Source organism: Martelella endophytica (assembly GCF_000960975.1).
GTDB classification, from domain to species: Bacteria; Pseudomonadota; Alphaproteobacteria; order Rhizobiales; family Rhizobiaceae; genus Martelella; species Martelella endophytica.
Genome location: NZ_CP010803.1, coordinates 108031 through 131763, shown reverse-complemented (window position 1 = coordinate 131763; position 23733 = coordinate 108031). Strand labels below are relative to the sequence as shown.

Annotated in this window: 16 protein-coding genes; 7 read left to right on the top strand and 9 right to left on the bottom strand. The window is 63.7% G+C overall.

Annotated elements, in window-relative coordinates:
• Window positions 1–3: 3 nt before the first annotated feature.
• From TM49_RS00600 to ccmA, 5 genes are read right to left on the bottom strand one after another with little or no spacing between them, the layout of a single operon-like run.
• Window positions 4–585: a DsbE family thiol:disulfide interchange protein gene (locus tag TM49_RS00600; RefSeq protein ID WP_045679093.1), complete on the bottom strand. Its 582-nt coding sequence runs from the start codon at window positions 583–585 to the stop codon at window positions 4–6.
• On the bottom strand, window positions 582–746 hold the full coding sequence (gene ccmD / locus TM49_RS00595) for a heme exporter protein CcmD (RefSeq protein ID WP_045679092.1): 165 nt from the start codon (window positions 744–746) through the stop codon (window positions 582–584). The genes TM49_RS00600 and ccmD overlap by 4 nt, the downstream gene beginning before the upstream one ends.
• On the bottom strand, window positions 746–1516 hold the full coding sequence (locus tag TM49_RS00590; protein ID WP_045684536.1) for a heme ABC transporter permease: 771 nt from the start codon (window positions 1514–1516) through the stop codon (window positions 746–748). Before TM49_RS00590 ends, ccmD begins: the two co-directional genes overlap by 1 nt.
• 38 nt (window positions 1517–1554) lie before the next feature.
• Entirely contained in the window at window positions 1555–2214 is a 660-nt protein-coding gene (gene ccmB / locus TM49_RS00585) for a heme exporter protein CcmB (RefSeq protein WP_045679091.1), read from the bottom strand.
• A gap of 2 nt (window positions 2215–2216) precedes the next feature.
• Window positions 2217–2879: a heme ABC exporter ATP-binding protein CcmA gene (gene ccmA, locus TM49_RS00580; RefSeq protein ID WP_244464769.1), complete on the bottom strand. Its 663-nt coding sequence runs from the start codon at window positions 2877–2879 to the stop codon at window positions 2217–2219.
• Between the two features lie 260 nt (window positions 2880–3139).
• Between ccmA and acnA the strand changes: the two genes are divergently transcribed.
• The 7 genes from acnA (at window position 3140) to TM49_RS00545 (ending at window position 15741) form a co-directional block, all read left to right on the top strand.
• Entirely contained in the window at window positions 3140–5833 is a 2694-nt protein-coding gene (gene acnA, locus TM49_RS00575; protein WP_045679089.1) for an aconitate hydratase AcnA, read from the top strand.
• Between the two features lie 356 nt (window positions 5834–6189).
• Window positions 6190–7278 (top strand): Gfo/Idh/MocA family protein, encoded by a 1089-nt coding sequence (locus tag TM49_RS00570; protein ID WP_045679088.1) that lies wholly within the window; start codon window positions 6190–6192, stop codon window positions 7276–7278.
• A 116-nt stretch (window positions 7279–7394) separates the two neighbouring features.
• Window positions 7395–7994 carry an exopolysaccharide biosynthesis protein gene (locus tag TM49_RS00565; RefSeq protein WP_052699641.1) on the top strand — a complete coding sequence of 200 codons (600 nt, stop codon included), beginning with the start codon at window positions 7395–7397 and terminating at the stop codon, window positions 7992–7994.
• Window positions 7995–8174: 180 nt separating this feature from the next.
• Window positions 8175–8903: a DUF1223 domain-containing protein gene (locus tag TM49_RS00560; RefSeq protein WP_052700005.1), complete on the top strand. Its 729-nt coding sequence runs from the start codon at window positions 8175–8177 to the stop codon at window positions 8901–8903.
• A gap of 158 nt (window positions 8904–9061) precedes the next feature.
• On the top strand, window positions 9062–13921 hold the full coding sequence (locus tag TM49_RS00555) for a peptidoglycan-binding protein (RefSeq protein ID WP_045679087.1): 4860 nt from the start codon (window positions 9062–9064) through the stop codon (window positions 13919–13921).
• Between the two features lie 117 nt (window positions 13922–14038).
• Window positions 14039–14965 (top strand): sulfite exporter TauE/SafE family protein, encoded by a 927-nt coding sequence (locus TM49_RS00550; protein ID WP_045679086.1) that lies wholly within the window; start codon window positions 14039–14041, stop codon window positions 14963–14965.
• Entirely contained in the window at window positions 14962–15741 is a 780-nt protein-coding gene (locus TM49_RS00545) for a TIGR02186 family protein (protein WP_045679085.1), read from the top strand. Before TM49_RS00550 ends, TM49_RS00545 begins: the two co-directional genes overlap by 4 nt.
• Here the strand turns inward: TM49_RS00545 and TM49_RS00540 are convergent.
• The 4 genes from TM49_RS00540 to TM49_RS00520 all read right to left on the bottom strand — a co-directional run bounded on the left by TM49_RS00540 (window position 15722) and on the right by TM49_RS00520 (window position 23464).
• Entirely contained in the window at window positions 15722–16627 is a 906-nt protein-coding gene (locus TM49_RS00540; protein WP_045679084.1) for a phosphotransferase, read from the bottom strand. The two genes, TM49_RS00545 and TM49_RS00540, sit on opposite strands and share 20 nt — an antisense overlap.
• Entirely contained in the window at window positions 16627–17334 is a 708-nt protein-coding gene (pdeM, locus tag TM49_RS00535) for a ligase-associated DNA damage response endonuclease PdeM (RefSeq protein WP_045679083.1), read from the bottom strand. The genes TM49_RS00540 and pdeM overlap by 1 nt, the downstream gene beginning before the upstream one ends.
• Window positions 17331–19853: a ligase-associated DNA damage response DEXH box helicase gene (locus TM49_RS00530; protein ID WP_045679082.1), complete on the bottom strand. Its 2523-nt coding sequence runs from the start codon at window positions 19851–19853 to the stop codon at window positions 17331–17333. The genes pdeM and TM49_RS00530 overlap by 4 nt, the downstream gene beginning before the upstream one ends.
• A 344-nt stretch (window positions 19854–20197) precedes the next feature.
• Window positions 20198–23464 carry an autotransporter domain-containing protein gene (locus tag TM49_RS00520; RefSeq protein ID WP_052699640.1) on the bottom strand — a complete coding sequence of 1089 codons (3267 nt, stop codon included), beginning with the start codon at window positions 23462–23464 and terminating at the stop codon, window positions 20198–20200.
• Window positions 23465–23733 lie beyond the last annotated feature (269 nt).

Here is a 23733-nt window from a genome sequence, read left to right as displayed (position 1 = left end):
GCTTCAGCGGCCGGCCGCGCGGCTGATCTCCGGCAGGATTTCGCGCGCATAGGAGGCGGCATCGATCGGACCGATCTTCTTGTAGAGGATGGTGCCCTCGGGGGAGACGAGGAAGGTCTCGGGAATACCATAGACGCCCCAGTCGATCGCCTCGGCGCCACGGGCGTCGACACCGATCGCGGCATAGGGATTGCCGAGTTCGCCAAGAAAGCGAAGGGCGTTGTCGGACTTGTCCTTGTAATTGATGCCGACCAGATGGACCGCCGGGTTCTTCGAAAGCTCCAGCAGAAAAGGGTGCTCCTGCCGGCACGGCACGCACCACGAGGCGAAGACGTTGACCAGCGTCAGCTTGCCGGCGATCTCGGCATCGGTCAGCGCCGGGCGTTCGCTGCCGGGAAGCGCGGGAAGGTCGATCGGCGGCGCCTGCTTGCCGATCAGCACGGAGGGGATTTCCGACGGGTCGCGGCCAAACAGGATCTGCCAGCCGAAGATGCCGAAAAGTCCGATGACGACGATGAGCGGAATGGCGGCGAAAGCGTAGCGGCGGCCATTCGCCGGCGTCTCTTCATGCTTGTCAGTGGTCATGCCTGCGGCCGTCCGGTGCTGCGACGGGAGACCCCGGCTTTCTCGAGTGCCTCAAGCTTGTGCCTCTGGATGCGGCCGTCGGCGATGAGCCAGATAACAAGGCTGGCAAAGACCAGTGCGGTTATGCCATATGCGGCGAGAATGAAGGGGGCGTGATCCATCAGCTTACCCTTTCGACCGTGCCGGCACCGATGCGGCTTGCCGCGACCTTGCGCATTGCGGAGACACGCCGCCTCAGGATCTCGTTTCGCATGGCGGCAAAATGCATGGTGAAGAAGGCGAAAGTATAAGCGAAAGCCATCACCAGAAGCGGCCAGAGGAATTCCGGGTCAATGGTGGGGCCGCCGATCCGCAGCACGCTTGCCGGCTGATGTAGCGTGTTCCACCAGTCGACGGAAAACTTGATGATCGGGATGTTGACGACGCCGACGAGGATCAGGATCGCGGCAAGCCTGGCGGCGCGGGCGGGTTCGTCGATGGCGCGATGCAGCGCGATGATGCCGAGATACATCAGGAACAGCACCAGTACCGAGGTCAGCCGCGCATCCCAGACCCACCAGGCGCCCCACATCGGCTTGCCCCAGAGCGAGCCGGTGACCAGTGCCAGAAAGGTGAAGGCAGCGCCGATGGGGGCGGCCGCCTTGTGCGCGACATCTGCCAGCGGATGGCGCCAGACCAGCGTGCCAAGGGCCGCGGCCGCCATCACCATGTAGCACATCATGGCAAGCCAGGCGGCGGGTACGTGGATATACATGATGCGAACGGTGTCGCCCTGCTGGTAGTCGCCCTCGGTGGTGAAGGCGAGCCACAGGCCAATGATGAAGAGCACGGCCGTGATGCCCGCAAGCACCGGCACCACCCGGCCGACAAGCGCAAGAAACCGTGTCGGGTTTGCAAGCCCCGAAATCATGCCGCCTCTGGTTCCGTTCATCGTGCTCATGGTTTCTTCCCTTGCCCCAAGGATGTCGCTCAATCCGCCGCCTGACGCAAGGCCGCGGCCGCGGCGAGGGGGCCGATGACCGCAAAAAACAGCATCAATGCCACCAGGATCAGAAATGGCGGCAGAAACGGTTGCGGGTCGGTGACCGCCGCATAGGTGGCGCTGACACCGAAGATCAGCACCGGCACGGCGAGCGGCAGCACCAGCACCGGCACAAGCAGGCCGCCGCGCGGCAGCGACACGGCAATCGCGGCACCGGCTGCGCCGATAAAGGTGATGGCCGGGGAGCCCGCGAGCAGCGTCAGCGCCGCTGCGCCGAGCGCCCGCGCCTCGACATTCAGCATCAGCCCCATGACAGGAGACAGCGCCACGAGGGGCAGCACCGATGCCGTCCAGTGCGCGAGACACTTTACCAGCACGGTGACGACAAGCGGCATGTCCTGAATCAACAGAAGATCGAGCGAGCCGTCCTCCCGCTCGGCCTGAAACAGCCGGTCGAGCCCGATCAGCGTTGCAAGCAGCGCTCCGATCCACAAGACGGCCGGGCCGATGCGCGACAGCAGTGCAAGGTCGGGGCCGACGGCAAAGGGAATGACGGCAATGACGGAGAAGAAGAACAGAAGCCCGATCAGCGCTCCACCGCCGGCACGCACCGCAAGCTTCAGGTCCCTGAGATAAAGCGCCAGCACGATCAGACGCCCTCCGGCAGAAAGGGGTCGGCGGCAAGCTCGACAGGGCCGGAAAAGCCGAGCTCTCCGCAGTTGGAAAGCGCGAGCGGCTCGTGGGTGGCGATGATGGCGATGCCGCCTTTGGCCAGATGCCGGTTGACGATATCTTCGATCAGCACCTTGGATGCGACATCGAGCGAGGCTGTCGGCTCGTCGAGCATCCACACCGGGCGATGGGCCACAAGCAGCCGCGCGAAGGCCAGGCGTCGCTTCTGGCCGGCGGAAAGATAGCCAAAGGGAAGATCGAGCGCGCCCGCAAGCCCGACGGCGTCAGCAGCGTCCTCGAGCGAAACAGAATCGCCCCCTTCGTAGTCCCCCATGAAGTCACGCCAGAAGGCGAGATTCTCGCCAACCGTCAATTCCCGCTTCATCGCATTCAGGTGTCCGAGATAGTGGCTTGCTGCTCCCAAGGGATGGCGTCCCGCCTCGTCCTCGAAGCAGGCGCTTCCGGTCTCTGGCCTCAACAGGCCGAGGGCAGCGCGTATCGCGGTCGATTTGCCGGCGCCGTTGGGCCCGGTGAAAACAAGGCTCTCCCCTTGTTTCAGCACGAACGAAAGCCCGCTGAAGATCAGCCGATCGGCGCGGCGGACGGACAGGTTTTCGGCGTTCACACGACTGCCAGCCAAAGCGCCATTCCCCTCACTCAAACCGATTCCTAAAAAAATTCAATTTTCAGCGCGTGATATCTGGCACCTTTCTTAGAAACTATCTATAAGTTCCGCAACCACGCCAGCGGCCGGCGTGTTTCACATCCTTGAGCCGAACCTGGGGCATTTTGTCCCGCGTGCGGACAGCGGAAATGGTCGTACCCGCATCCTGATGTCGTATGTACATAGGCGTTCGCACGGCTGGTCTAGGCCAATCAGAATGAGCGGGGTTTTTATCCGTGGCTAAATCACTCGACAGTTTCGAATGTCGCTCCACACTTGATGTGGACGGAAAAGAGTACGTCTACTACAGCCTGCCAAAGGCTGAGGCCAACGGCCTTTCGGGCGTCTCCAAGCTTCCCTTCTCGATGAAGGTGCTTCTCGAAAATCTTCTGCGCAACGAAGATGGCCGTTCGGTCACCAAAGACGACATTCTTGCTGTCGCCAAGTGGCTGACGGACAAGGGCACCGCCGGCGCCGAAATCGCCTACCGTCCGGCCCGCGTGCTGATGCAGGACTTCACCGGCGTTCCCGCCGTTGTCGACCTCGCTGCGATGCGTGATGGTATCGTCAACCTCGGCGGCGACCCGGAAAAGATCAATCCGCTGGTTCCCGTCGACCTCGTCATCGACCACTCGGTCATTGTCGACGAATTCGGCACGCCCCAGGCCTTCGCCAACAACGTCGAGCTGGAATACAAGCGCAACGGCGAACGTTACCGCTTCCTGAAGTGGGGCCAGCAGGCGTTCAAGAACTTCCGCGTCGTTCCGCCCGGCACCGGCATCTGTCACCAGGTGAACCTCGAATACCTTGGCCAGACCGTCTGGACCAAGGAAGAAGACGGTTCTGAAATCGCCTATCCCGACACCTGCGTCGGCACCGACAGCCACACCACCATGATCAACGGTCTTGGCGTTCTCGGTTGGGGCGTTGGCGGTATCGAAGCCGAAGCGGCCATGCTCGGCCAGCCGGTTTCCATGCTGCTGCCGGAGGTCATCGGCTTCAAGCTCACCGGCCAGCTGAAGGAAGGCGTGACCGCGACCGACCTGGTTCTGACCGTCGTTCAGATGCTGCGCAAGAAGGGCGTTGTCTCCAAGTTCGTCGAGTTCTACGGCCACGGCCTCGACAACATGACGCTCGCCGACCGCGCCACCATCGGCAATATGGGTCCGGAATACGGCGCCACCTGCGGCTTCTTCCCGGTTGATACCGAGACGCTTCGCTACCTCGACATGTCGGGCCGCACCAAGGACCGTATCGCCCTTGTCGAAGCCTATTCGAAGGCACAGGGCATGTTCCGCGAAGGCGACGGCGAAGATCTGGTCTTCACCGATACGCTCGAACTCGACCTCGGCGACGTTGTCCCGTCCATGGCTGGCCCGAAGCGTCCGGAAGGCCGCATCGCGCTGGAAAATATCGCTTCCGGTTATGCCGAGGCGCTGTCTTCCATGTACAAGAAGGACGCTTCCGAGCTCGGCAAGCGTTACAAGGTTGAAGGCACGGATTACGATCTCGGCCACGGCGATGTCGCCATTGCCGCCATCACGTCGTGCACCAACACCTCGAACCCGTCCGTGCTGATCGCTGCCGGCCTTCTTGCCCGCAACGCCGTTGCCAAGGGCCTGAAGTCCAAGCCGTGGGTGAAGACCTCGCTTGCACCCGGATCGCAGGTCGTTGCCGAATACCTCGAAAAGGCCGGTCTGCAGAAGGACCTTGATGCGCTCGGCTTCAACCTCGTCGGTTTCGGCTGCACCACCTGCATCGGCAACTCCGGTCCGCTGCCGGCCCCGGTTTCCAAGACCATCAATGACAAGGGCCTGATTGCTGCCGGCGTTCTCTCCGGTAACCGCAACTTCGAAGGCCGCATTTCGCCGGACGTTCAGGCAAACTACCTGGCCTCTCCGCCGCTGGTTGTCGCCCATGCGCTTGCCGGCACGGTCACCAAGGACCTGACCTCGGAGCCGCTTGGTGAGGACAAGGATGGCAACCCGGTCTACCTGAAGGACATCTGGCCGTCGGCCAAGGAAGTTCAGGAGACGATCGAGAAATACGTCACCCGCGAACTCTATGAGACCAAGTATGCCGACGTCTTCAAGGGCGACGAAAACTGGCAGGCTGTTCAGGTTCCCGATGGCCAGACCTATGCCTGGGACGATAATTCGACCTATGTCCAGAACCCGCCCTACTTCGTTGGCATGACCAAGGAGCCGGCCGGTGTGAAGGATATCGAGGGCGCTCGCGTTCTCGGTCTTTTCGGCGACAAGATCACCACCGACCACATTTCTCCGGCCGGTTCGATCAAGGCACAGTCGCCTGCCGGTGAATATCTCATCGCTCACGGCGTCTCGGTTGCCGACTTCAACCAGTACGGCACCCGTCGCGGCAACCACGAAGTGATGATGCGCGGCACCTTTGCCAATATCCGCATCCGCAACCACATGCTCGGCCCGAACGGCAAGGAAGGTGGCTACACCATCCACTATCCGTCCAAGGAAGAGATGTCGATCTTCGACGCCGCCATGGAATACAAGAAGGAAGGCGTTCCGCTGGTCATCTTCGCCGGTGGCGAATACGGCAACGGCTCCTCGCGCGACTGGGCGGCCAAGGGCACCAACCTCTTGGGCGTTCGCGCCGTCATCGCCGAAAGCTACGAGCGTATCCACCGCTCCAACCTTGTCGGCATGGGCGTCATCCCGTTCACCTTCGAAAACGGCGCCAGCTGGGAAAGCCTCGGCCTGAAGGGCGACGAGACCGTCACCATCGAAGGTCTTGCCGACGTCAAGCCGCGCGAGCACAAGATCGCCAAGGTCACCTTTGCCGACGGTACGGTGAAGGACATTCCGATCCTCTGCCGCATCGATACGCTCGACGAGCTCACCTACGTCAACAATGGCGGCATCCTGCAGACCGTTCTGCGCGACCTGACCGACTAAGAGGTTCGTTCGTCACTGATGTGAGATTTGAAGCCGGGCAGCCAAAGCTGCCCGGCTTTTGTGTTTGTTGAGCTTGGTATTGAACCGGGCTCAGGCAGGCATAGAAGTATCCCGAGGCCTCCTAGAAGCTGATCTCTCCCCCTGAGGGAGAGATGCCCCGACAGGGGCAGAGAGGGGTGAACCCTTTCCGAGAGCACGGAGAGTGCGGCTTATGCCCCAAACCCCTCTCTGTCGCTCTCGCGACATCTCCCCCTCAAGGGGGAGATTGGTTGCTGTGTTGCGCAAGGCGGCTTGTCCCTTGGTCGAATAGCGTCTAGGCCATGTCTTCACGTGCATAGCATCGGGAGGAAACCAGCATGTCGCCCATACCTTTTGCCGTCATTGGCTCCGGCTGGCGGGCCGAATTTTTTCTGCGGGCAGCGGTTTATCTTCCTGAGCATTTCGCCGTGGCCGGCATCGTCAGCGGTCGCGATGCCGACGGGCGGGCGGCGCTTGCGGAGCGATGGAATGTGCCGGTCTTCGCCGCGGTCGATGAACTGCTGGCCGCGACCCGTCCGGAATTCGTGGTCGTTTCCGTGCGCAAGGAAGAGATCGTCGCACGCATTTCGGAGCTTGCGGCGCATGCGATGCCGGTGCTGGCCGAAACGCCGGCGGCGGCCGATCTTGATGGACTGTTGCAGCTTCAAAGGCTGGTCGAAGCCGGTGCGCGGATCGAGGTCGCCGAGCAATATTTCCTGCATCCGACGCTCTCTGCCATGCGGACGCTCATTGATGACGGGCTGATCGGCACTCCGCGCTATGCGCATGTTTCGATCATGCAGACCTATCACGGCGTCAGCGTCATGCGGAAACTGCTCGGCATCGGCTTCGAGAATGCCACGGTGACGGCGAACGCTTTCTCGCTGCCGGTGGTGAAGGGACCGGGACGCTATGGCGGGCCCGAACGCTACGAAGTGATCCCGGCGGCCCAGACCGTTGCCACCTTCGATTTCGGTGACAAGGTCGGGCTTTATGATTTCGCCGATGGCCAGCACAGGAGCCGCATCCGCGCGGCCCGCATCACCGTGCGCGGCGAACGCGGCGAGGTGACGCCGGAGCGCGCCGATTACCTGATCGACGAGAAGACGCCGATGTCCGTCGAGCTCAGGCGCATGGACAAGGGCCATTTCGTTAATTTCGAGGGCTATCATCATGCGGGCATCATGGCCGGCGGGCGGTGGGTTTACGAAAACCCATTCCCCGGCCCGTCGATGACCGACGACGAGATCGCGGTCGCGACCTGCCTTGCCAACATGCGGCGCTATGTCGAGGAGGGCCGCTCGTCCTACAGCTTCGCCGAGGCCGCACAGGATTGTTATCTGGCTGAGGCGATGGATGCCGCGGCGGCGACGGGGAAGCCCGTCACCACGACAAGCCAGCCGTGGAGCAGGCCTGCGACTCTCTGAAGCGTGCCGCAACGTGTATGATTCCTGGAAGATCCGTCACGACCCTTTCAAAGGGACACGTTAGGGTTACAGTCATTCCGCCGGTTTCGACCGCATCAGGCACCGCAAGCAAAGGAATGGATTTGGCTCAAGGCGACAAGAACGATGAACATTCACTGACAGGCATCACCCGCGAGGCGCTGAAATCGGCCGATGGACAGGAGGTCTCGGTCAATGACATGATGAAGACCTTCGGCGCGACATCATTCGTGCCATTGCTGATCCTGCCCGCACTGCTGGTGGTCTCGCCGCTCGGCGGCGTGCCCGGATTGTCATCGCTCTTCGGCATCATGATCGTACTGATTGCCGCGCAGAGGGTGCTTGGGCGTGACAATATCTGGCTGCCCGGATTCATCCGCAATCGCAGCATTGGCAGCGACAAGGCGGAGAGCGCGATGAAGAAGATCCTGCCCGTCACGCGTTTTGTTGATCGCTATTCCCGCCAGCGACTGACTTTCCTCTTCCGTCCGCCGCTTGTCCGGCTTCTGCCGCTTGCCTGCGTGCTTGCGGGGGCGGGCATGCCGCTGTTCGAGATCGTGCCTTTCGCCTCCGCCTTTCTCGGCGCTGCCGTGGTATTGATGGCCTACTCGATGCTGACCCGCGATGGCATCTTCGCGCTGCTGGCGCTCTTTCCGATCGCTGGGGGGCTATGGTTCGGGCAGACCGTGCTGTTTTGAAGGCCGCCCGCCAGAAGGGCCCGACCGTCCCGGCCCGCATAAGCGGCATCACGCTTTTCGCCGCGGATTTTCACCCCATCGTGACTTTCGATTGAAGCCGGATGGCGCTAGATTGCGCTGGTTTCCAGACGGGCCTTTTCCGGCTCGCAGATAAAGGTTCAGGCAGTGCTGAAGCAGACGATGATACTGGGCGCGCTTTTGGCGGGCCTTGCGCTTGGTAGCGCTCAGGCCGGCGCGTTGAAGAACCCGCTCGGCGTCATCGAGCTGTTCACATCGCAGGGGTGCTCGTCCTGCCCGCCGGCCGACAAGGCGGCCGCGACACTTGTCGATGAGGGTGATGTCATCGTGCTCGCCTATCATGTCGACTACTGGAACTATCTCGGCTGGACCGATCAGATGTCGAGCCCGGAGAATACCAAACGCCAGTACGATTACGGGGCCGCGATGGGCCGATCCGGCGTCTACACGCCGCAGGCGGTGCTGAACGGTCGCAGCGAGATGGTCGGTACCAGTTCGACGAAGCTGCACCAGTCGCTCGAAGCCATGAAAGCCAAGGGCGACGGTCTTAGCGTGCCCATCGACATCGGCATGGAGGGCGACGAGGTTCAGATCAATATCGGCGCCGGCAGCGGCAAGGCCGATGTGCTTGTGGTCTATTTCAATTCCCGCCAGCAGGTCGAGATCAAGGACGGCGAGAACAAGGGCAAGACCATCGACTACCGCAACATCGTCACCGATGTGCAGACGGTCGGCATGTGGCATGGCGAAGCAAAAAGCATTGCGCTGCCCGCCCGTGTGCTGGAGCCGAAGAAAAGCGATGGCTGCGCCATCCTGCTGCAATCGACGGATGCCAGGGGCAATCCGGGCCCCATTCTCGGCGCAACGCTGATGACGGCGAAGAACGGCTGAAGCGTCGCTCGCGGCCGGATTGTGGCCGGACTTTGTCATCCGGTTAACAACTTATTTACCATAATCGGACAATGCTCTTGCGCATGACTGCGGTCCTGCGCGCCTGCTTCTCGCAGATGCTGCCAGCGACCGCAAAACCCTATCGGTGAGGCAAGCGGATGGCTGAAGCGCGCAGGATGCAGGACGAAACGGGAGGGCGCCCCTCTCTCGACGCGCTCAACCGCACGATCGAGGGACTGGAATCACGTCTCGGCGACCTGATGGAGGCACGCGCTCCGAGCCGCCGTCTTCCGCCGCTTCCGGGAGCGGAACGCGCCGCGGCTCCGCAGGCTGCCGGCTCGGCCCGCATGGATGCCGAACTGCGCGACATCAGCCGCACGCTGCGCGACCTGCGCTCCAGCCTGCGCGAGGATTTTACCGCAAGCCTGCGCGACGAGCTCGCCAGCCTTCACGACATGCTGTCCCATATCGATCGGCAGACCGATACGCGTGAGGTCGATGCCGAGACGCGCGGCGAACTGCTGCGCATCTCCGAGGGTATAGATTGGCTGGTCGCCAATGCCGCGGCCGATGATGACAGTCGCCTTATGGCGGAGTTCTCGAACCTGCAGACCATGCTGCGCGGCCTTGCCGACGCCAAGAGCATCGAGCGGCTGGAGGGCCGGTTCGATGGTATCGAACGCCAGCTCGAAGGCCTCGATCCCGCCCGTCTCGATGGTGATCTCGCAAGCCTCGCCAAGGGGCTCGACGACATCAAGCGCGGCCTTGCTGCCGGCGACAGTCGCGAACATCTGGAGGAAATCGAAGAGCGTCTTTCGACGCTGGCGCAGGCGATGGAGACGCTATGCACGCGGCTTCCGGCCTCCTCCAAGAGGCTTGATGGCCAGGTCACGGCCATCGAGCGACGCATCGGCGATATCGACCGCAATCTCGAACGCATTGGCCGCCGCCAGAACGAAGCGGTGCGCGATCCTGCGGTCGAGCGGATGGAGACGCGGCTCGGCGAACTCGGCAATGCGCTTGCCGCCATTGACTGGCAGATGCGCGACCAGGGCAACAAGCAGGCCGTTCTCCTCGAAAACCTGGAAACGCTTGCGCGCCGCATCGAGAAATACGGTGAGGATGACGGCCATATCCGGCTCGAAGCCCGCCTCGACAAGCTCGCCGGTGCCATCGAAAACCTCCGCCCCGGTATCGACCGCGAAGCCCTTGGCGAGGCCGTGGCCGGACTTGCCGAGAAGATCGGCCAGGTTGACGTTGCCGGCGCCGAGCGTCGACTTGCCGGCAAGCTCGACAGCTTTGCGGCTCCCGGTTTCGACGAGAAGGCCCAGCTGGAAATCCGCGAGCGCTTCGACAGGCTCACCCAACTCGTCGAAAACGGCAAGCCGGGCATAGAGCCCCGCGCACTCGAAGATGCCGTGACCCGGCTGTCCGACCGCATCGGTCGCATCGACATTGCCGGGTTGGAACGCCGCATCGCGGCACGGCTCGACGCTCAGGGGGCGAACGAACTCGACGCCGGAAGTCGCCGCGAAATCCGCGAGCAGTTCGAAAAGCTCGCCGGCCTCATCGAAAATGGCAAGGACGGCATCGCGCCGCAGGCGCTTGAGGATGCCGTGTCGCGCATCAACGACCGGATCGCCCGCATCGATATCGATGGACTGGAGCGCCGCTTCGCCGCACGGCTGCAGGCCAAGGGGCCTGCCGCGCTCGATGACGCGACCCAACAGGAAATCCGCGGCCAGTTCGAGAAGCTTGCCGCCGCCGTCGAAAACGGCAGGTCGACGTTCGAGCCGCGCGCGCTGGAAGAGGCCGTCGCCCGTATCGACGAGAAGCTTGGCCGTATCGACATCGAGGCGCTGGAACGCCGGATTGCCGCACGCCTTCAGGCCCCTGCGGGGCTCGACGGTGAAACGCAGCGGGAAATCCGGTCTCAGTTCGCAAAGCTTGCCGCAGCCGTCGAAAACGGCAGGTCGACGTTCGAGCCGCGCGCGCTGGAAGAGGCCGTTGCCCGCATCGACGAGAAGCTTGGCCGTATCGACATCGAGGCGCTGGAGCGCCGGATTGCCGCACGCCTTCAGGCCCCTGCGGGGCTTGACGGTGAAACGCAGCGGGAAATCCGGTCGCAGTTCGCGAAGCTTGCTGCAGCCGTCGAAAACGGTAAGTCGACGTTCGAGCCACGCGCGCTGGAAGAGGCTGTCGCCCGCATCGACGAAAAGCTTGGCCGTATCGACATCGAGGCACTGGAACGCCGGATTGCCGCACGGCTGCAGGATATCGGCCCGGCCGGGCTCGATAACGAAACCCGCCGTGAGCTCCGAGCCCAGTTCGACAGGCTTGCGAGCCTCGTCGAGAACGGCAAGGGCGGTCTCGATCCGCGGATGCTGGAAGAGGCGGTGGCCCGGATCGACGACAGGATTTCCCGCATCGATCTCGCCGCCGCCGAACGCCGGCTTGCCTCGAAGATCGATGCCATGCCGGTTCCCTCGCTCGACCGGGCGCTTCGCCACCAGATCGAGGCGCTCGATCCGAAGGCCGTCGAGGAGAAGCTCGTTCGCCGTATCGACAGCCTCGATCTCTCCGGCATGGAAGAGCGGCTTGGCCGGCGGCTCGAGGCGCTGGAACAGAATGGCACGGAAGCGCGGCTTTCCGCCCAGCTTGCGGCGCTCGCCGCGCAGCTTGACGAGACCCGCCGCGATGACAGCGGTCAGTCGCTGAAGAAGCTTGAGCGCCAGATTGCCGAACTGACGACGCTTGCCAGCCGCCCGGCGCCGAAGCTGCCGTTCTCGGAACTCGAGGAACGGCTCTCCGCCCGCATCGAGGCGATGTCTGCCAGCAATGACGACTATGTCATCGAGGCCGCCCAGCATGCCGCCGAAGAAGTGCTGAAGACCTTTTCGGAAAGCCGCCGGGACGAAACCGATGCCCATGTGCGCACGATCACCGCGCTTGCCGCCGACATGAAGGCGCTTTACGAGGCGAGCCGCGCGGAGGGGGACCGGACCGGTCTCGACACGACGCTGAAATCGATCGCGAACCGCCTCGACACGCTGCAGGTACCGACGAAGGCGCGCGACGCGGAGGTTGAAAACATCCCGGCAAAAAAGCCTGAACCGGTTGCCGCGGTCGCTCCCGCCGAGGCACCCGAAAAACCGGACCGCGCCGAAGCCGACGATGTGATGGCCATTCTCTCGCGGGTTCGGGCAAGCCAGGCCGGCGCGCCGGCAGCGCCGTCGCCGACGCGCGATCTTCCCTATGCTCCGGAGCGCAAGCGCGAGCCCGCAAAACCCGCCGGCGTGAAGAACAAGGTGCTGAATGCGCCGCCGCCCCAGGGCGATCTGATCGCCGCTGCCCGCCGTGCCGCCCAGTCCGCGATCGCCAATGCCGAGGACATGACGCCGTCGATCTCCGCCGAGCCGCGGGCCGACAGAACCGGCGACGAGCCACCGCGCAAGGATGTCTCCCGCCGGCCCGTCTATCTCGCCGCCGGCGCCATCCTGCTCGCGATCATGGCCTATCCGATGCTGAAGGGGACGGCGAGCGACAGCCCGCCCGCCTTCGACCCGATCCGCCCGACCGCGGCGCCGCAACATCTAATCGCCATGCCGCAGGAGCAGAAGCCGGCACCTGTCGCCGCTCAGCCGAAGCCGGTCGTTGCCGCATCGCCATCGCTGCGTGATCCTCAGCCAAGAGAGGTCGCGGCATCGTTCTCTCAGGCTGTGGCACCAGCGGCGGACGCATTCCGCATGGTCGAAACCGACAACCAGATCGTGACCGGCAGCATTTCGCTCGACCGGCCCGAAAAGGTCGAAACCACGCGTGCCGCGCCGCAGTCCCCGGTGGCCGGCAAGCCCGCTCCCGTGGCCGCTGCGCCGGCGCCGGTCGCACTTGCCGTGAAGCAGGCCGCTGTTACCGATGCGCCGAAGGCGCCGGCAGCAACACCGCCGGTCGCCGAAAGCGCCGCAGCGCCCGACAGTCCCGTCCGGACCGCCGCCACCACCGTTTCCACCGAAGATGTGCTCGCCATGCTTTCCGAGCCGGTCGGGCAGAGCCCTGTCGGCGACAGCGAGGAGCCGGAAACCGTGCTGCGCAAGTCCGATGAGACGGTGCTGCCCAAAGAATTCGCGGATACCGCGAAGCCGCCGAAGCCCCTCGACATTCCGCTTCCGGAAAAGCTCGAGCCTCAGGCGCTCGCCACCGCTGCGCGTGCCGGCAATGCCGCCGCGCTCTACGAGATCGGGCTGCGTTACGATCAGGGTCTTGGCCTGCCGAAGGATGAGGCCAAGGCGGCAATCTGGATGGCCGAAGCTTCCGATCGCGGCCTGGTGCCGGCGACGTTCCAGCTCGGCAGTGCCTATGAAAAGGGCCTCGGTGTCACCAAGGATCCGAAACGCGCTATCGCGCTCTATCGCGCGGCCGCCGAAGCCGGCAATGTCAGCGCCATGCACAACCTCGCCGTCATGCTGGCGAGCGGCACCGGCGGCGAGAAACCGGATTTCGATGCTGCCGCGCGCTGGTTCGAGAAAGCCTCCGATTATGGCGTCGGCGACAGCCAGTTCAACCTTGCGATCCTTTATGCCCGCGGCACGGGCGTCGAGCACGACCTGACCCAGTCCTACAAGTGGTTCGCGATCGCAGCACAGAATGGCGATGCCGAGGCGGCCAAGCGTCGGGACGAAGTGGCGGATGCGCTGGCACCGGAGGCGCTGCTTGCCGGCAAGAAGGCGGTTGCCGATTGGCATGCAAAGACCCCGAAAGCCTCTGCCAATATTGTCGAAACGCCCCCGGAATGGACAGCCGCGGATGTTGCCGCCGCCAGTGTCGACAAGGAGGCGGTCGTGCGCGACATCCAGTCGATCCTCAACAAGAACGGCTATGACGCAGGCCCAGCCGACGGCGTTCTCGGCGCCCGCACCGATGCCGCTATCCGTGCGTTTCAGAAGGCAAACGGCTTTGCCGCGAACGGCGAGATCACGCCTGAATTGGTAAAGGCGCTCCTGGCACGTAACAACGCCTGAACCAAAACCTAAAATAATCTTGCGGCGAATTGACACAAGACGCAATGAGTCGCAAAAGAATATGTGTTTTCAAGAGGCTGGATTTCGCGATCCGGCCAAAACGCTATTGGGGCCGTCGTGACAATCTACCTGCCGATCGCCGAGCTCTCGGTGAATATTTTCGTCATCCTCGGCATGGGCGCGGCGGTAGGCTTCCTTTCAGGGATGTTCGGCGTCGGCGGCGGATTCCTGATCACACCGCTTCTGATTTTCTACCATATTCCGCCCGTTGTGGCGGTTGCGACCGGTGCGAGCCAGGTGGTCGCCTCCTCGGTTTCCGGCACGCTCACCCATTTCCGGCGCGGTACGCTGGACATGAAGCTTGGTACGGTGCTTCTGACCGGCGGTCTGGTCGGTGCCACGATTGGCGTGTGGCTGTTTTCGCTGTTGCGCAGTCTCGGCCAGCTCGATCTCGTCATCTCGCTGCTCTACGTGGTGCTGCTCTCCTCGATCGGCGGCCTGATGCTGGTCGAGAGCATCGGCGCCATCCGCCGCAGCGCGAAACAGCAGCCGAAGACGGTGCGGCGGCCCGGCCACCACAACTGGATCCACCGCCTGCCGCTGAAGATGCGCTTCAAGAAATCGAAGCTCTATCTGAGCGTCATCCCGGTCTTCCTGCTGGGTGGCACCATCGGCGTGCTGACCTCCTCGCTCGGCATCGGTGGCGGCTTCATCATGGTGCCGGCGATGATCTATCTGCTGCGCATCCCGACCAACATCGTCGTTGGCACGTCGCTGTTCCAGATCATTTTCGTATCGGCCTATACCACCGTCGTGCAGGCGGCGACCAACTATGCCGTCGACATCGTGCTCGCCACCATCCTGATGCTGTCGAGCGTGATCGGGGCGCAGTATGGCGTGCGCGTCGGCCAGAAACTGAAGGGCGAGCAGTTGCGCGCGCTGCTGGCGCTGCTCATCCTTGCCGTCGGCGTCAGGCTGGCCATCGGCCTGGTGGCGACGCCCGCCGACCTGTTCTCGGTCGTCTTCGAGGGGGCGCCGGAATGATACGCTTCCTCGTTGCCGCACTGACGCTTGCCCTCGGCGGAGCCGCCAGCGCGCAGGATGGGCCGCTCCGCCAGGAAACGCTCGAGATCGGCACGTCGACCAACCAGATCGCCATCACCTCGGATTTCTCCGGTGCCGACCTCACCGTCTTCGGCGCGATCAACGATGCCGACCCGATGCTGCTGTCGCGCGGCGATTACGATATTGTCGTGCTGCTCGAGGGGCCCAAGGCGGAGGCCGATGTCCGCCGCAAGGAGCGCGTCTTCGGCATCTGGGTGAACCGCCAGACGGTCACATTCGAGCATGTGCCGCGCTCCTATTCGATTTCGAGCACGCGGCCGCTTTCAGATATCGCCAGCCCGCAGGCGCTTTCTTCGGAAGGGCTCGGCGTCGATCATCTGCGCATTTCGCCCGTCGGTTATTTCGATGCCAGCGATCTTGCCACCTTCCGCGCCGCGATGCTGCGGCTGAACGCCACCGACGAGCTCTACGAGTATGAGCCGGACGGCGTGAAATTCGTGTCCAACAGCCTGTTTCGCGCAAGCCTCAGACTGTCGGTCAACATCCCGCAGGGCATTCACACGGTTCAGGCCTATCTCTTCAAGAAGGGCCAGTTGGTCGATCGGCGAGCGCTGCCGCTCAATGTGGTGAAGACCGGTTTCGAGGCGCAGATCACCACCGCGGCGCATGAATATGCGCTGTTTTACGGTCTTGCCGCGGTGTGCATCGCGCTCATGTCCGGCTGGCTCGCCAGCGTCATCTTCCGTAAGAACTGATTTCCGGATCATCGAGCAGGCGGGCAAGTGTGCTGCGCCCGAGCGCGTGCATTCCCGGATGGCTCTTCTCATAGTACCAGACCAGGCCGATGGCCTGCTCGAAGGCCCAGGCAGCCCCGCGCAACCATTCTGTTTCCGGCGGCGCAAGCGCTTGCCGGAACTGCGCACGGCGTGGTGCATCAAGCAGGTGCCAGCCGGCTACAAGGTCGAGCGAGCGATCCGCCGGGCCAAAGGCGCCGCCATCCAGCAGGCCGGCAAGCCTGTCCTCACGCACCAGAAGATTGGCGGGGATCAGATCACGGTGGCTCATCACGTCGGGACCGACGGCGGGCAGAGTCCGCAAGCCTTCCCAGAGCGCGCGAAGCCGCGTCACATCGAGAAGCCCCTCGCTGTTGGCAAGGCAGGTCGCGACCCAGCCGTCATGGTCGGTCAGCCGTCCGCCCCGGTTCACCCCGTCAAAGCTGCGCCCGGCGGTATCGACGTTCCGCAGCGTCGCGATCAGCCGCGCGAGATCGCCGGCAAAGGCCTCCGAATGCGCCAGTCCGGTGGGCGTTGCGGTTTCTCCCGGCAGGAAGGTCTGCACAGACCAGGGCAGGGGATAGTCCGCGCCCGGTCGGCCAAGGCCGAGCGGTTCGGGCGTTGGCACCGGCGCATAGGCCGCAAGTTCGGCAAGTGCTGCGGCCTCCTGCTCGAGCTTCTGGTGCAGGACATCGGGGTCGGCGGCCCGGCGTGGAAATCGCGCCGCCGCGGTCTCGCCGATCCGGAAGATCGCATGATCCGTGCCCGCCTCCAGCGGGGTCAGCGGCAGACCGGAAAATTCGGGAAACTGGTCCTCGATCAGCCGGCGGGCGCGCGCAAGGTCGATCGGAACAGCATCGGCGTGCATCAGGCGGAAAGCGCTGCGAAGGGCAGCGAATAGACCCGCTCGGGTCCAAGCATGTGGACGGTCAGAACCCGCCGGTCGAAGAGGCCGGCGAATGCGGCGTGTCTGAGATCGAGCCCGCCGGCGGTCGTCGAAAAGGCCGGCAGCATCAGCCGTGCGCCATCGAGCGCGAAACAGGGGCGGCGCACCGATTTGCCCGGCCGGCGGAGCGTCGCGGACGGATGAAGATGGCCGCAGATCTCGCCCTTAACACCGCGCTTCGGCTCGTGGCGGAATGTGAGGCCCTCGAACAGCCACTCGTCTTCCACGCGCCCCGGAAGCCCGGCAACGCCGTCGGGGTCGTGATTGCCGTTGATCCAGACCCAGTCGCGGCGCTCGGTCAGTGCTTCAAGGCTCTGCCGTTCGGCAGCCGCCATGTCGCGGGCGCCGACGCGGTCATGGAAATTGTCGCCGAGCGAGACGACGCGTTCGGGCCGGTAGCGGTCGATGACGGCGGCAAGGGCTGCAAGCGTGCGGCCGGTATCATAGGGCGGCAGGAAAAAGCCGCGCCGGGCATGGGCTGCTCCACGTTCCAGATGCAGATCGGAGACGACGAGCAGCGAGAGTTCGGGAAACCACAGCGCACCGGAGGCGTCGAACGTCACGGCGTGGCCGCAAAAGCGCGTGTCACATGCCGTCTCCCGTTCGCGCGGTTGCTGTTGAAGGCTCATGATACCTGTTCCTGTTCGCCGGCTGCCTCAAGTTCCGCCGCCAGCGCATCCACCGCTTCGCGTAGCACACTCTCACCGGCCCCGCCATTGACGCTTTCGCGACCGATTTCCAGAAGCACCGGAACGGCCAGCGGCGACACGCGCTTCAGCCGGTAGTGGGTCAGATGGCCCTTGATTCGTTCGAGCATTGTGCCAAGGCGGGCGATATCCAGCAAGCCGGCCGCAGCGTCGGCACGCGTTGCCTGCAGCAGGATGTGGTCGGGCTCGTGGCTGCGGAGAACGTCATAGATGAGATCGGCCGAGACCGTCATCTGCCGGCCGGTCTTTTCCTTGCCGGGAAAGCGCCGCTCGATCAGCCCGGCAATGGTGGCGCAGGTGCGGAAGGTGCGCTTCAGCATGTAGCTCTCGTCGAGCCATGCCTCGAGGTCGTCGCCGAGCATGTCCTCGTCGAACAGCGTGGTGAGGTCGAGCTGGCCACTGGCCAGCATCGCGCCGATATCCTTCAATCCCCAGATCGCGAGCGAATAATCCGTCGAGACGAACCCGGTCGGCTCCGCGCCTGCCCGCTCGAGCCGCCGCGTCAGCAGCATGCCGAGCGTCTGGTGGGCAAGCCGGCCCTCGAAGGGGTAGGCGACCATGTAGAAGCGGTTTTCGAGCGGGAAGGTCTCGACCAGAAGTTCGCCGCGCTTCGGCAGGTGCGAGTTCTGTGCCTGCAGCGACAGCCACTCGCGTACGGAAGCGGGCAGCACCTTGCGGCGTTCGGGATCGTCCAGCATGGCGCGTACGCCGTCTGCGAGATAGGTCGACAGCGGAAACTTGCCGCCGGCATAGGCCGGGATCTTCGGGTCCTTGTCGTAGGCGGCGGATGCCAGGCACTCGCTTTCGCGGATGCCCTCGAAGCGCAGCACCTTTCCGGAAAACAGAAACGTGTCTCCGGGGCGCAGCATCTCCACGAAATATTCCTCGACCTCGCCCAGCGTCGGACCGCCCCTCAGCGGGCCGCCGCGCTTTCCCGCGCGCACCAGCCTGATCTTCAACATCGGCATTTCGACGATGGTGCCGAGATTGAGGCGATACTGGCGCACGACATCGGGATGGGTGACGCGGTAGAGACCGTCCTTCGTCTGCCGGATCTTGGCATAGCGCTCATAGGTACGAAGCGCATAGCCGCCGGTCGCGACGAAATCGACGACCCGGTAGAACCGCTCGCGGTCGAGCGCGGTATAGGGCAGGGCGGTGCGGATCTCGTCATAAAGTGCATCGATGGCGAAGGGCGCGGCGCAAGCCATGCCGAGCACGTGCTGGGCGAGCACATCGAGCGCGCCTTCACCGACGGGCGGCGAATCCTGCGCGCCGACGTAATTGGCATCAAGCGCTGCCTGGCATTCCATCACCTCGAAACGGTTCGCGGGCACGAGGATGGCGCGGCTCGGCTCGTCCATGCGGTGATTGGCACGGCCGATGCGCTGGGCAAGGCGGCTCGCGCCCTTCGGCGCACCGATATGCATGACGAGGTCGATATCGCCCCAGTCGATGCCGAGGTCGAGCGTCGAGGTGGCGACGACCGCCCGGAGTTTCCCCGCCGCCATTGCCGCTTCCACCTTGCGGCGCTGGCCGACATCGAGCGAGCCATGATGCAGCGCGATCGGCAGGTTGTCGTCGTTGATGCCCCAAAGCTCCTGGAACACGATTTCGGCCTGCGAGCGGGTGTTGACGAAGATCAGCGTCATCGTCCGCCGCTTCAGCTCTTCATAGATGTCGGGCGCCGCATAGCGGGCGGAATGGCCGGACCAAGGAATGCGCTCCGACGCCTTCAGGATGGTGATTTCCGGGCGCGCGCCGCCGGTCACCGCAATCAGCCCGGCATGCGGCGGTTCGACCTCGCCGGTCTGTGCCACCAGCCAGCGCTGCAGCTCCATCGGATCGGACACCGTCGCCGAAAGCCCGATGGCGGTCAGCTCCGGCCTGAGCCGCCGCAGCCGCGCAAGCCCAAGCGACAGCAGATGCCCGCGCTTCGACGTCACCAGCGAATGCAACTCGTCGAAGATCACGTAGCGCAGATCCTCGAAGAACCTGTCGGCATCCTGGCCGGCAAGAAGCAGGGCAAGCTGTTCCGGGGTCGTCAGCAGGATGTCCGGCGGCTTCAGCCGCTGGCGCTGGCGCTTGGACTGCGGCGTGTCGCCGGTGCGGGTCTCCATGGTGATGGCAAGGCCGCTTTCGGTGACCGGGCGTTCGAGATTGCGGGCGATATCGACGGCGAGCGCCTTCAGCGGCGAGATATAGAGCGTGTGTACCCCGCGCGGGCGAAGGCCCGGCACTTGCGGGCCGCGCCGGTCGAGATCGGAGAGCGACGGCAGGAAGCCGGCAAGCGTCTTGCCCGCACCGGTCGGCGCGATCAGCAGCATGTCCTCGCCGGCATTGGCACGCGCGAGCAGTTCAAGCTGGTGCGGCCGCGGCCGCCAGCCATTCGCTTCGAACCAGCGCCGGAAACGCTCCGGTAATGTTTCCGTTTCGTTCATGAGGCCACGATGGCAATTATTCGCGGGCAACGCCAGTGCTTATTTTCGCCCCGCTGCATAGCGCGCCCGCCGACAACAGAAGAGGCGGGCCCCGGCCCGCCTCCAGTTTGTTGATAAGCCTTTCCTTAAGCTCGTCGTCATCCTCGGGCTTGACCCGAGGATCCAGGCAATGCGGCAAGGGGTCATAATAAGCCTCCGCCAATTCAATGCGTTAAGCCGCCTGGATGCTCGGATCAGGTCCGAGCATGACCCCCTGTGGGGAGGTCAGCTGCGGGATCAACTTTCGTGAACGTTCTGGAGGCGGGCCGGGGCCCGCCTCTCTGGTTTTCAACGGTGCGCGCTTCTCAGAAGCGGACCTTCAGGCCGGCATTGATGCCGTTTTCGGTGCTTTCTTCGGCGAACTGGCCGACATAGTTGACGTAGAGGTTGGCGTTGTCGGTGAGGTCGAAGTTGAGGCCTGCCGAGACGATGGCCGCATTTTCGGTGACCGGCGTGCCGACGATGGTGAACGGCGTCGAGCCGGCAATCGACATTGCGGTATCCGGCGTGATGTCGCCGAAGGCATGCCGCCAGCCGATCTCCCCGGTGAAGCGGGCCTGCCGCTCGCCGAGCGCAAAGGCCTTTGCAGCGCGCAGGCCGATGTCCATGTAGGTGACGTTCATGTCGGCATCCTGGACCGCCAGCGATGCGGCGCCGCCGGTCTCGGTGAAGCCGTCGGTTTCGGCATGGACCTGGGCGATGCCGAGATAGGGCTCGAACACGCCGCCGCCGACTTCGAAGGCATAAGCCGCTTCAGCGAAGATCTGGCCGACCGAACCATCAAAGCTTGCCGTCAGATTGTCCGAGAAGGACGAAAAGTCGACCGAACGGTGGCTGTCGACGCTGTTGAAGGCATAGGCGCCGCCGAAGGTGAGGCGGAAGGCATCGAAGCGCGCCGCACCATAGGCGCCGAGCAGGTAGCTGTCGGCGTCGGCACTGTCGCCGTCGAGATCGAAAGATGAGCGGCCATAACCGGCCATCGCGCCGAGGGTGACGGTTTCGTTGAGATCGGCGTCGGCCCCGAAGGTGAAGCCGCCGGTGTTGCGGTCGAGCGTGCCGATGCCATCGCCTTCGAGCTGGCCCTTGGCGCCGTAAGCGTGCGACCAGACATTGAAGCGACCGCTGGCTTCGGCGTCACCCATGGGAGCTGTGGCGATGCCGCCGGCAAAGCGGGCGCTCACCGCATCGCGGAAGAAGTGGCTGTCTTCGGCAAGTCCTGCCATCACCGAGGGGTAGAGGTCACCGGAGAGACGGTCGAAGGCGTAGTCGGCCGTACCGGCATCAAGGCCGACGATCGCATTGTAGAGCGCGCCGCCGCCAAGACCATCAATGGCTGCCGCCACGGCCTTGCGGTTCGGGGTGGTGCCCACGAACTCATAGGGCGTGTCGTTGCGCTCGGTGGAAAGCACGAGTTGGCCGCTCGCCACGTCGAAGCTCGGCGTCAGGAAGGCCATGTTGGTGGTGACGTTGTCGAACGCACCGGTCACGCCGCCGCCGGCGACAAGCACCGAGTAGCTGGTGTCTGCGCGGTAATTGCCGTTGGCGGCAACGGTTGCCATCGTGCCGCCGTTGATGGTGGCGGTGCCGGAGGCGACGACCTTGTCGGCATTGCCGTCGGCATCAACTTCGACGATGAAGTTCGAGCCTGTCTCGAAGGTGACATCGCCATGGACGGTGAGCGTGCCGATCGAATTGCCCGGCGAAAGCGTGCCGCCGGTCGCCACGCGCAGGCTACCGAGAATGCCGTTGCCGCCGAGAAGCGCGCCGTCATTGACGGTGGTCAGGCTGGAGGTCGCGATCGAACCGTTAACGAACAGCGCGCCGCCGTTGACGAAGGTCTCTCCGGTATAGGTGCTGGTGCCCGTCAGGTTCAGCGCGCCAGCGCCGGCCTTGGTCAGGGAGCCGGCGCCGGAAATCACGCCCGGAGCGGTCACCATATTGGCCGCATTGGCGATGTCGAGCGTGCCGGCGCCGTCGAGAACGACGTTGCGGGAAAGCCCGGTCATCATCGTGCCGGCGATCCTCAGCGTGCCGTTGTCGAGGCGCAGGTCGGCGTCGGAATTGCCGAGTGCTGCATCCTCGTCGACAATCACGGTGCCGCCGTCGGTCACAAGGGTTTCGGCGATGAACGAGTGGTCATCGATGCAGTATTCGGCGATCGCCGCCTGGAAGCGGCTATCCGTCGAATAGCAGTCGAGCACCTGCTTCTTTTCCTCAAGCGTCAGGCCTTCGAGGATCGGGTTGCCATCCTCGTCGGAAACCTGGCCGAGACGGACATCGGTACGGCCGTTGTTGCGCGTCAGGTAGAAGGTCTTGCCATCAAGCGTTTCGGACTTGCCGTCGCCTTCAATGTAGGCGGTTTTCTCTTCACCGAAGGTCGAGGCATCGGCGCCCCAGGTCACGATCTTCTTCGCCGGGTTGCCCTCGACATCATCGAGAACCGGGCCGACCCAGCGGATGGTGTGGCCGACGGTGTCGTGGTCCGACAGAGCCTGGCCGCTATTGGTGAGGCCGACATCATCGAGGTTGCCGAGGTAGTCGTCATTCGGGTCGTCGGCCAGCACATACCACTTGCCATAGGGACGGGACGCCATGAAATGGTCGATCTGGACATGGTCCCAGCTCGGCCAGGTGTTGGTGTCGTCCTCACCGGTGGAGGTCCAGGTGGTGATGCCGTCGCCGGCCTCCAGCGGCTGGAAGATTTCGCGCTCATGCGCGTTGACGAGGAACATGTACTTCTTCTTCAGGATGTTCAGCGTCACCGGCGTGTTGTCGACGATCGGATACATCTCGTCTTCGAAGAAGGTGTCCGGAATGTCGGTCAGAGCGACGTTCTGGCCCCGGTGGGCGGTGATGTAGTCATCGAGCGCCTGCTGGTCCACCGTATATTCGCTCATCAGTTGGTAGTAGAAGCTGTTGTTGGAGCGCAGATAGTCCCTGAGCATCAGCTTCTGCTGCGAGGCGCGGTTCAGACCGCGCTCGGAAACGTCGCCGGCGTTGAAGTCGCCGGTGATGATCAGCGGGCTGGTGGCCTGATCGGCCCACCAGTTCAGGTTCTTGGCCTGCTGGATGCGGGTGTTGGAAGGATCGCGATAGTCGAGGTGGATCGAGCCGAACACGGTGGCGGGGCGACCGTCTTCGGCGTTCAGCGTGGCATAGCCGACATTGACGCCGGTGCCGCCATTGCCGTTGACGACGGTGTTTCCGCCCGTGCCGTCAAGCCGGTAGAGCACGCCGGAATCGCCCTGGCGGGCGTAGTCGTAGTCGCCGAGACCCCAGGTCGAAAACAGGCCTGAGAGGCCGGTCAGGTAGTTGTCGTTGCGCAGTTCCTGGAAGCCGATGATGTCGTAATTGCCGGCCTGGAAGAAGTTCGACATGACCGAGAGGTCGTTGCGGAACTGGTCGCCCCAGGTGTTGAAGGTCAAAGCACGGAAGCTGCCCTTGGGGGCTTCCACCGGCGCTGATGCCGGGGCGGCGGCCGCCGGGCCGGCCAGGACGGCGGCGCTGCAAAGCAGAAGGCTGATACGTTTCCAGGTGGAGCGATTGGTTTTAAAATGTAATTTTTTTGACATTTTGAATTCCGCTAAGGCTTTTGATGAGGAGGAGATCGGATGAAAAGCCTTTGCCAGACTAAAATGTAAGTTACATGACATTTAGATTTTGGTTTTGTAACCATCCCATATCGAAGCGTAGTTCGGTGTGTGTCGATTGGGAGGGGGCGTTACGGCCGATGTGCTGTTGCCGGGTCGCGCGACGCGGCTGCCCCTCCGTCGGCTTCGCGGTTTGCCGGCTTTGCCACCCTCACTACGTCAAATGACGTATGGGGGGAGACGTGGCTCTC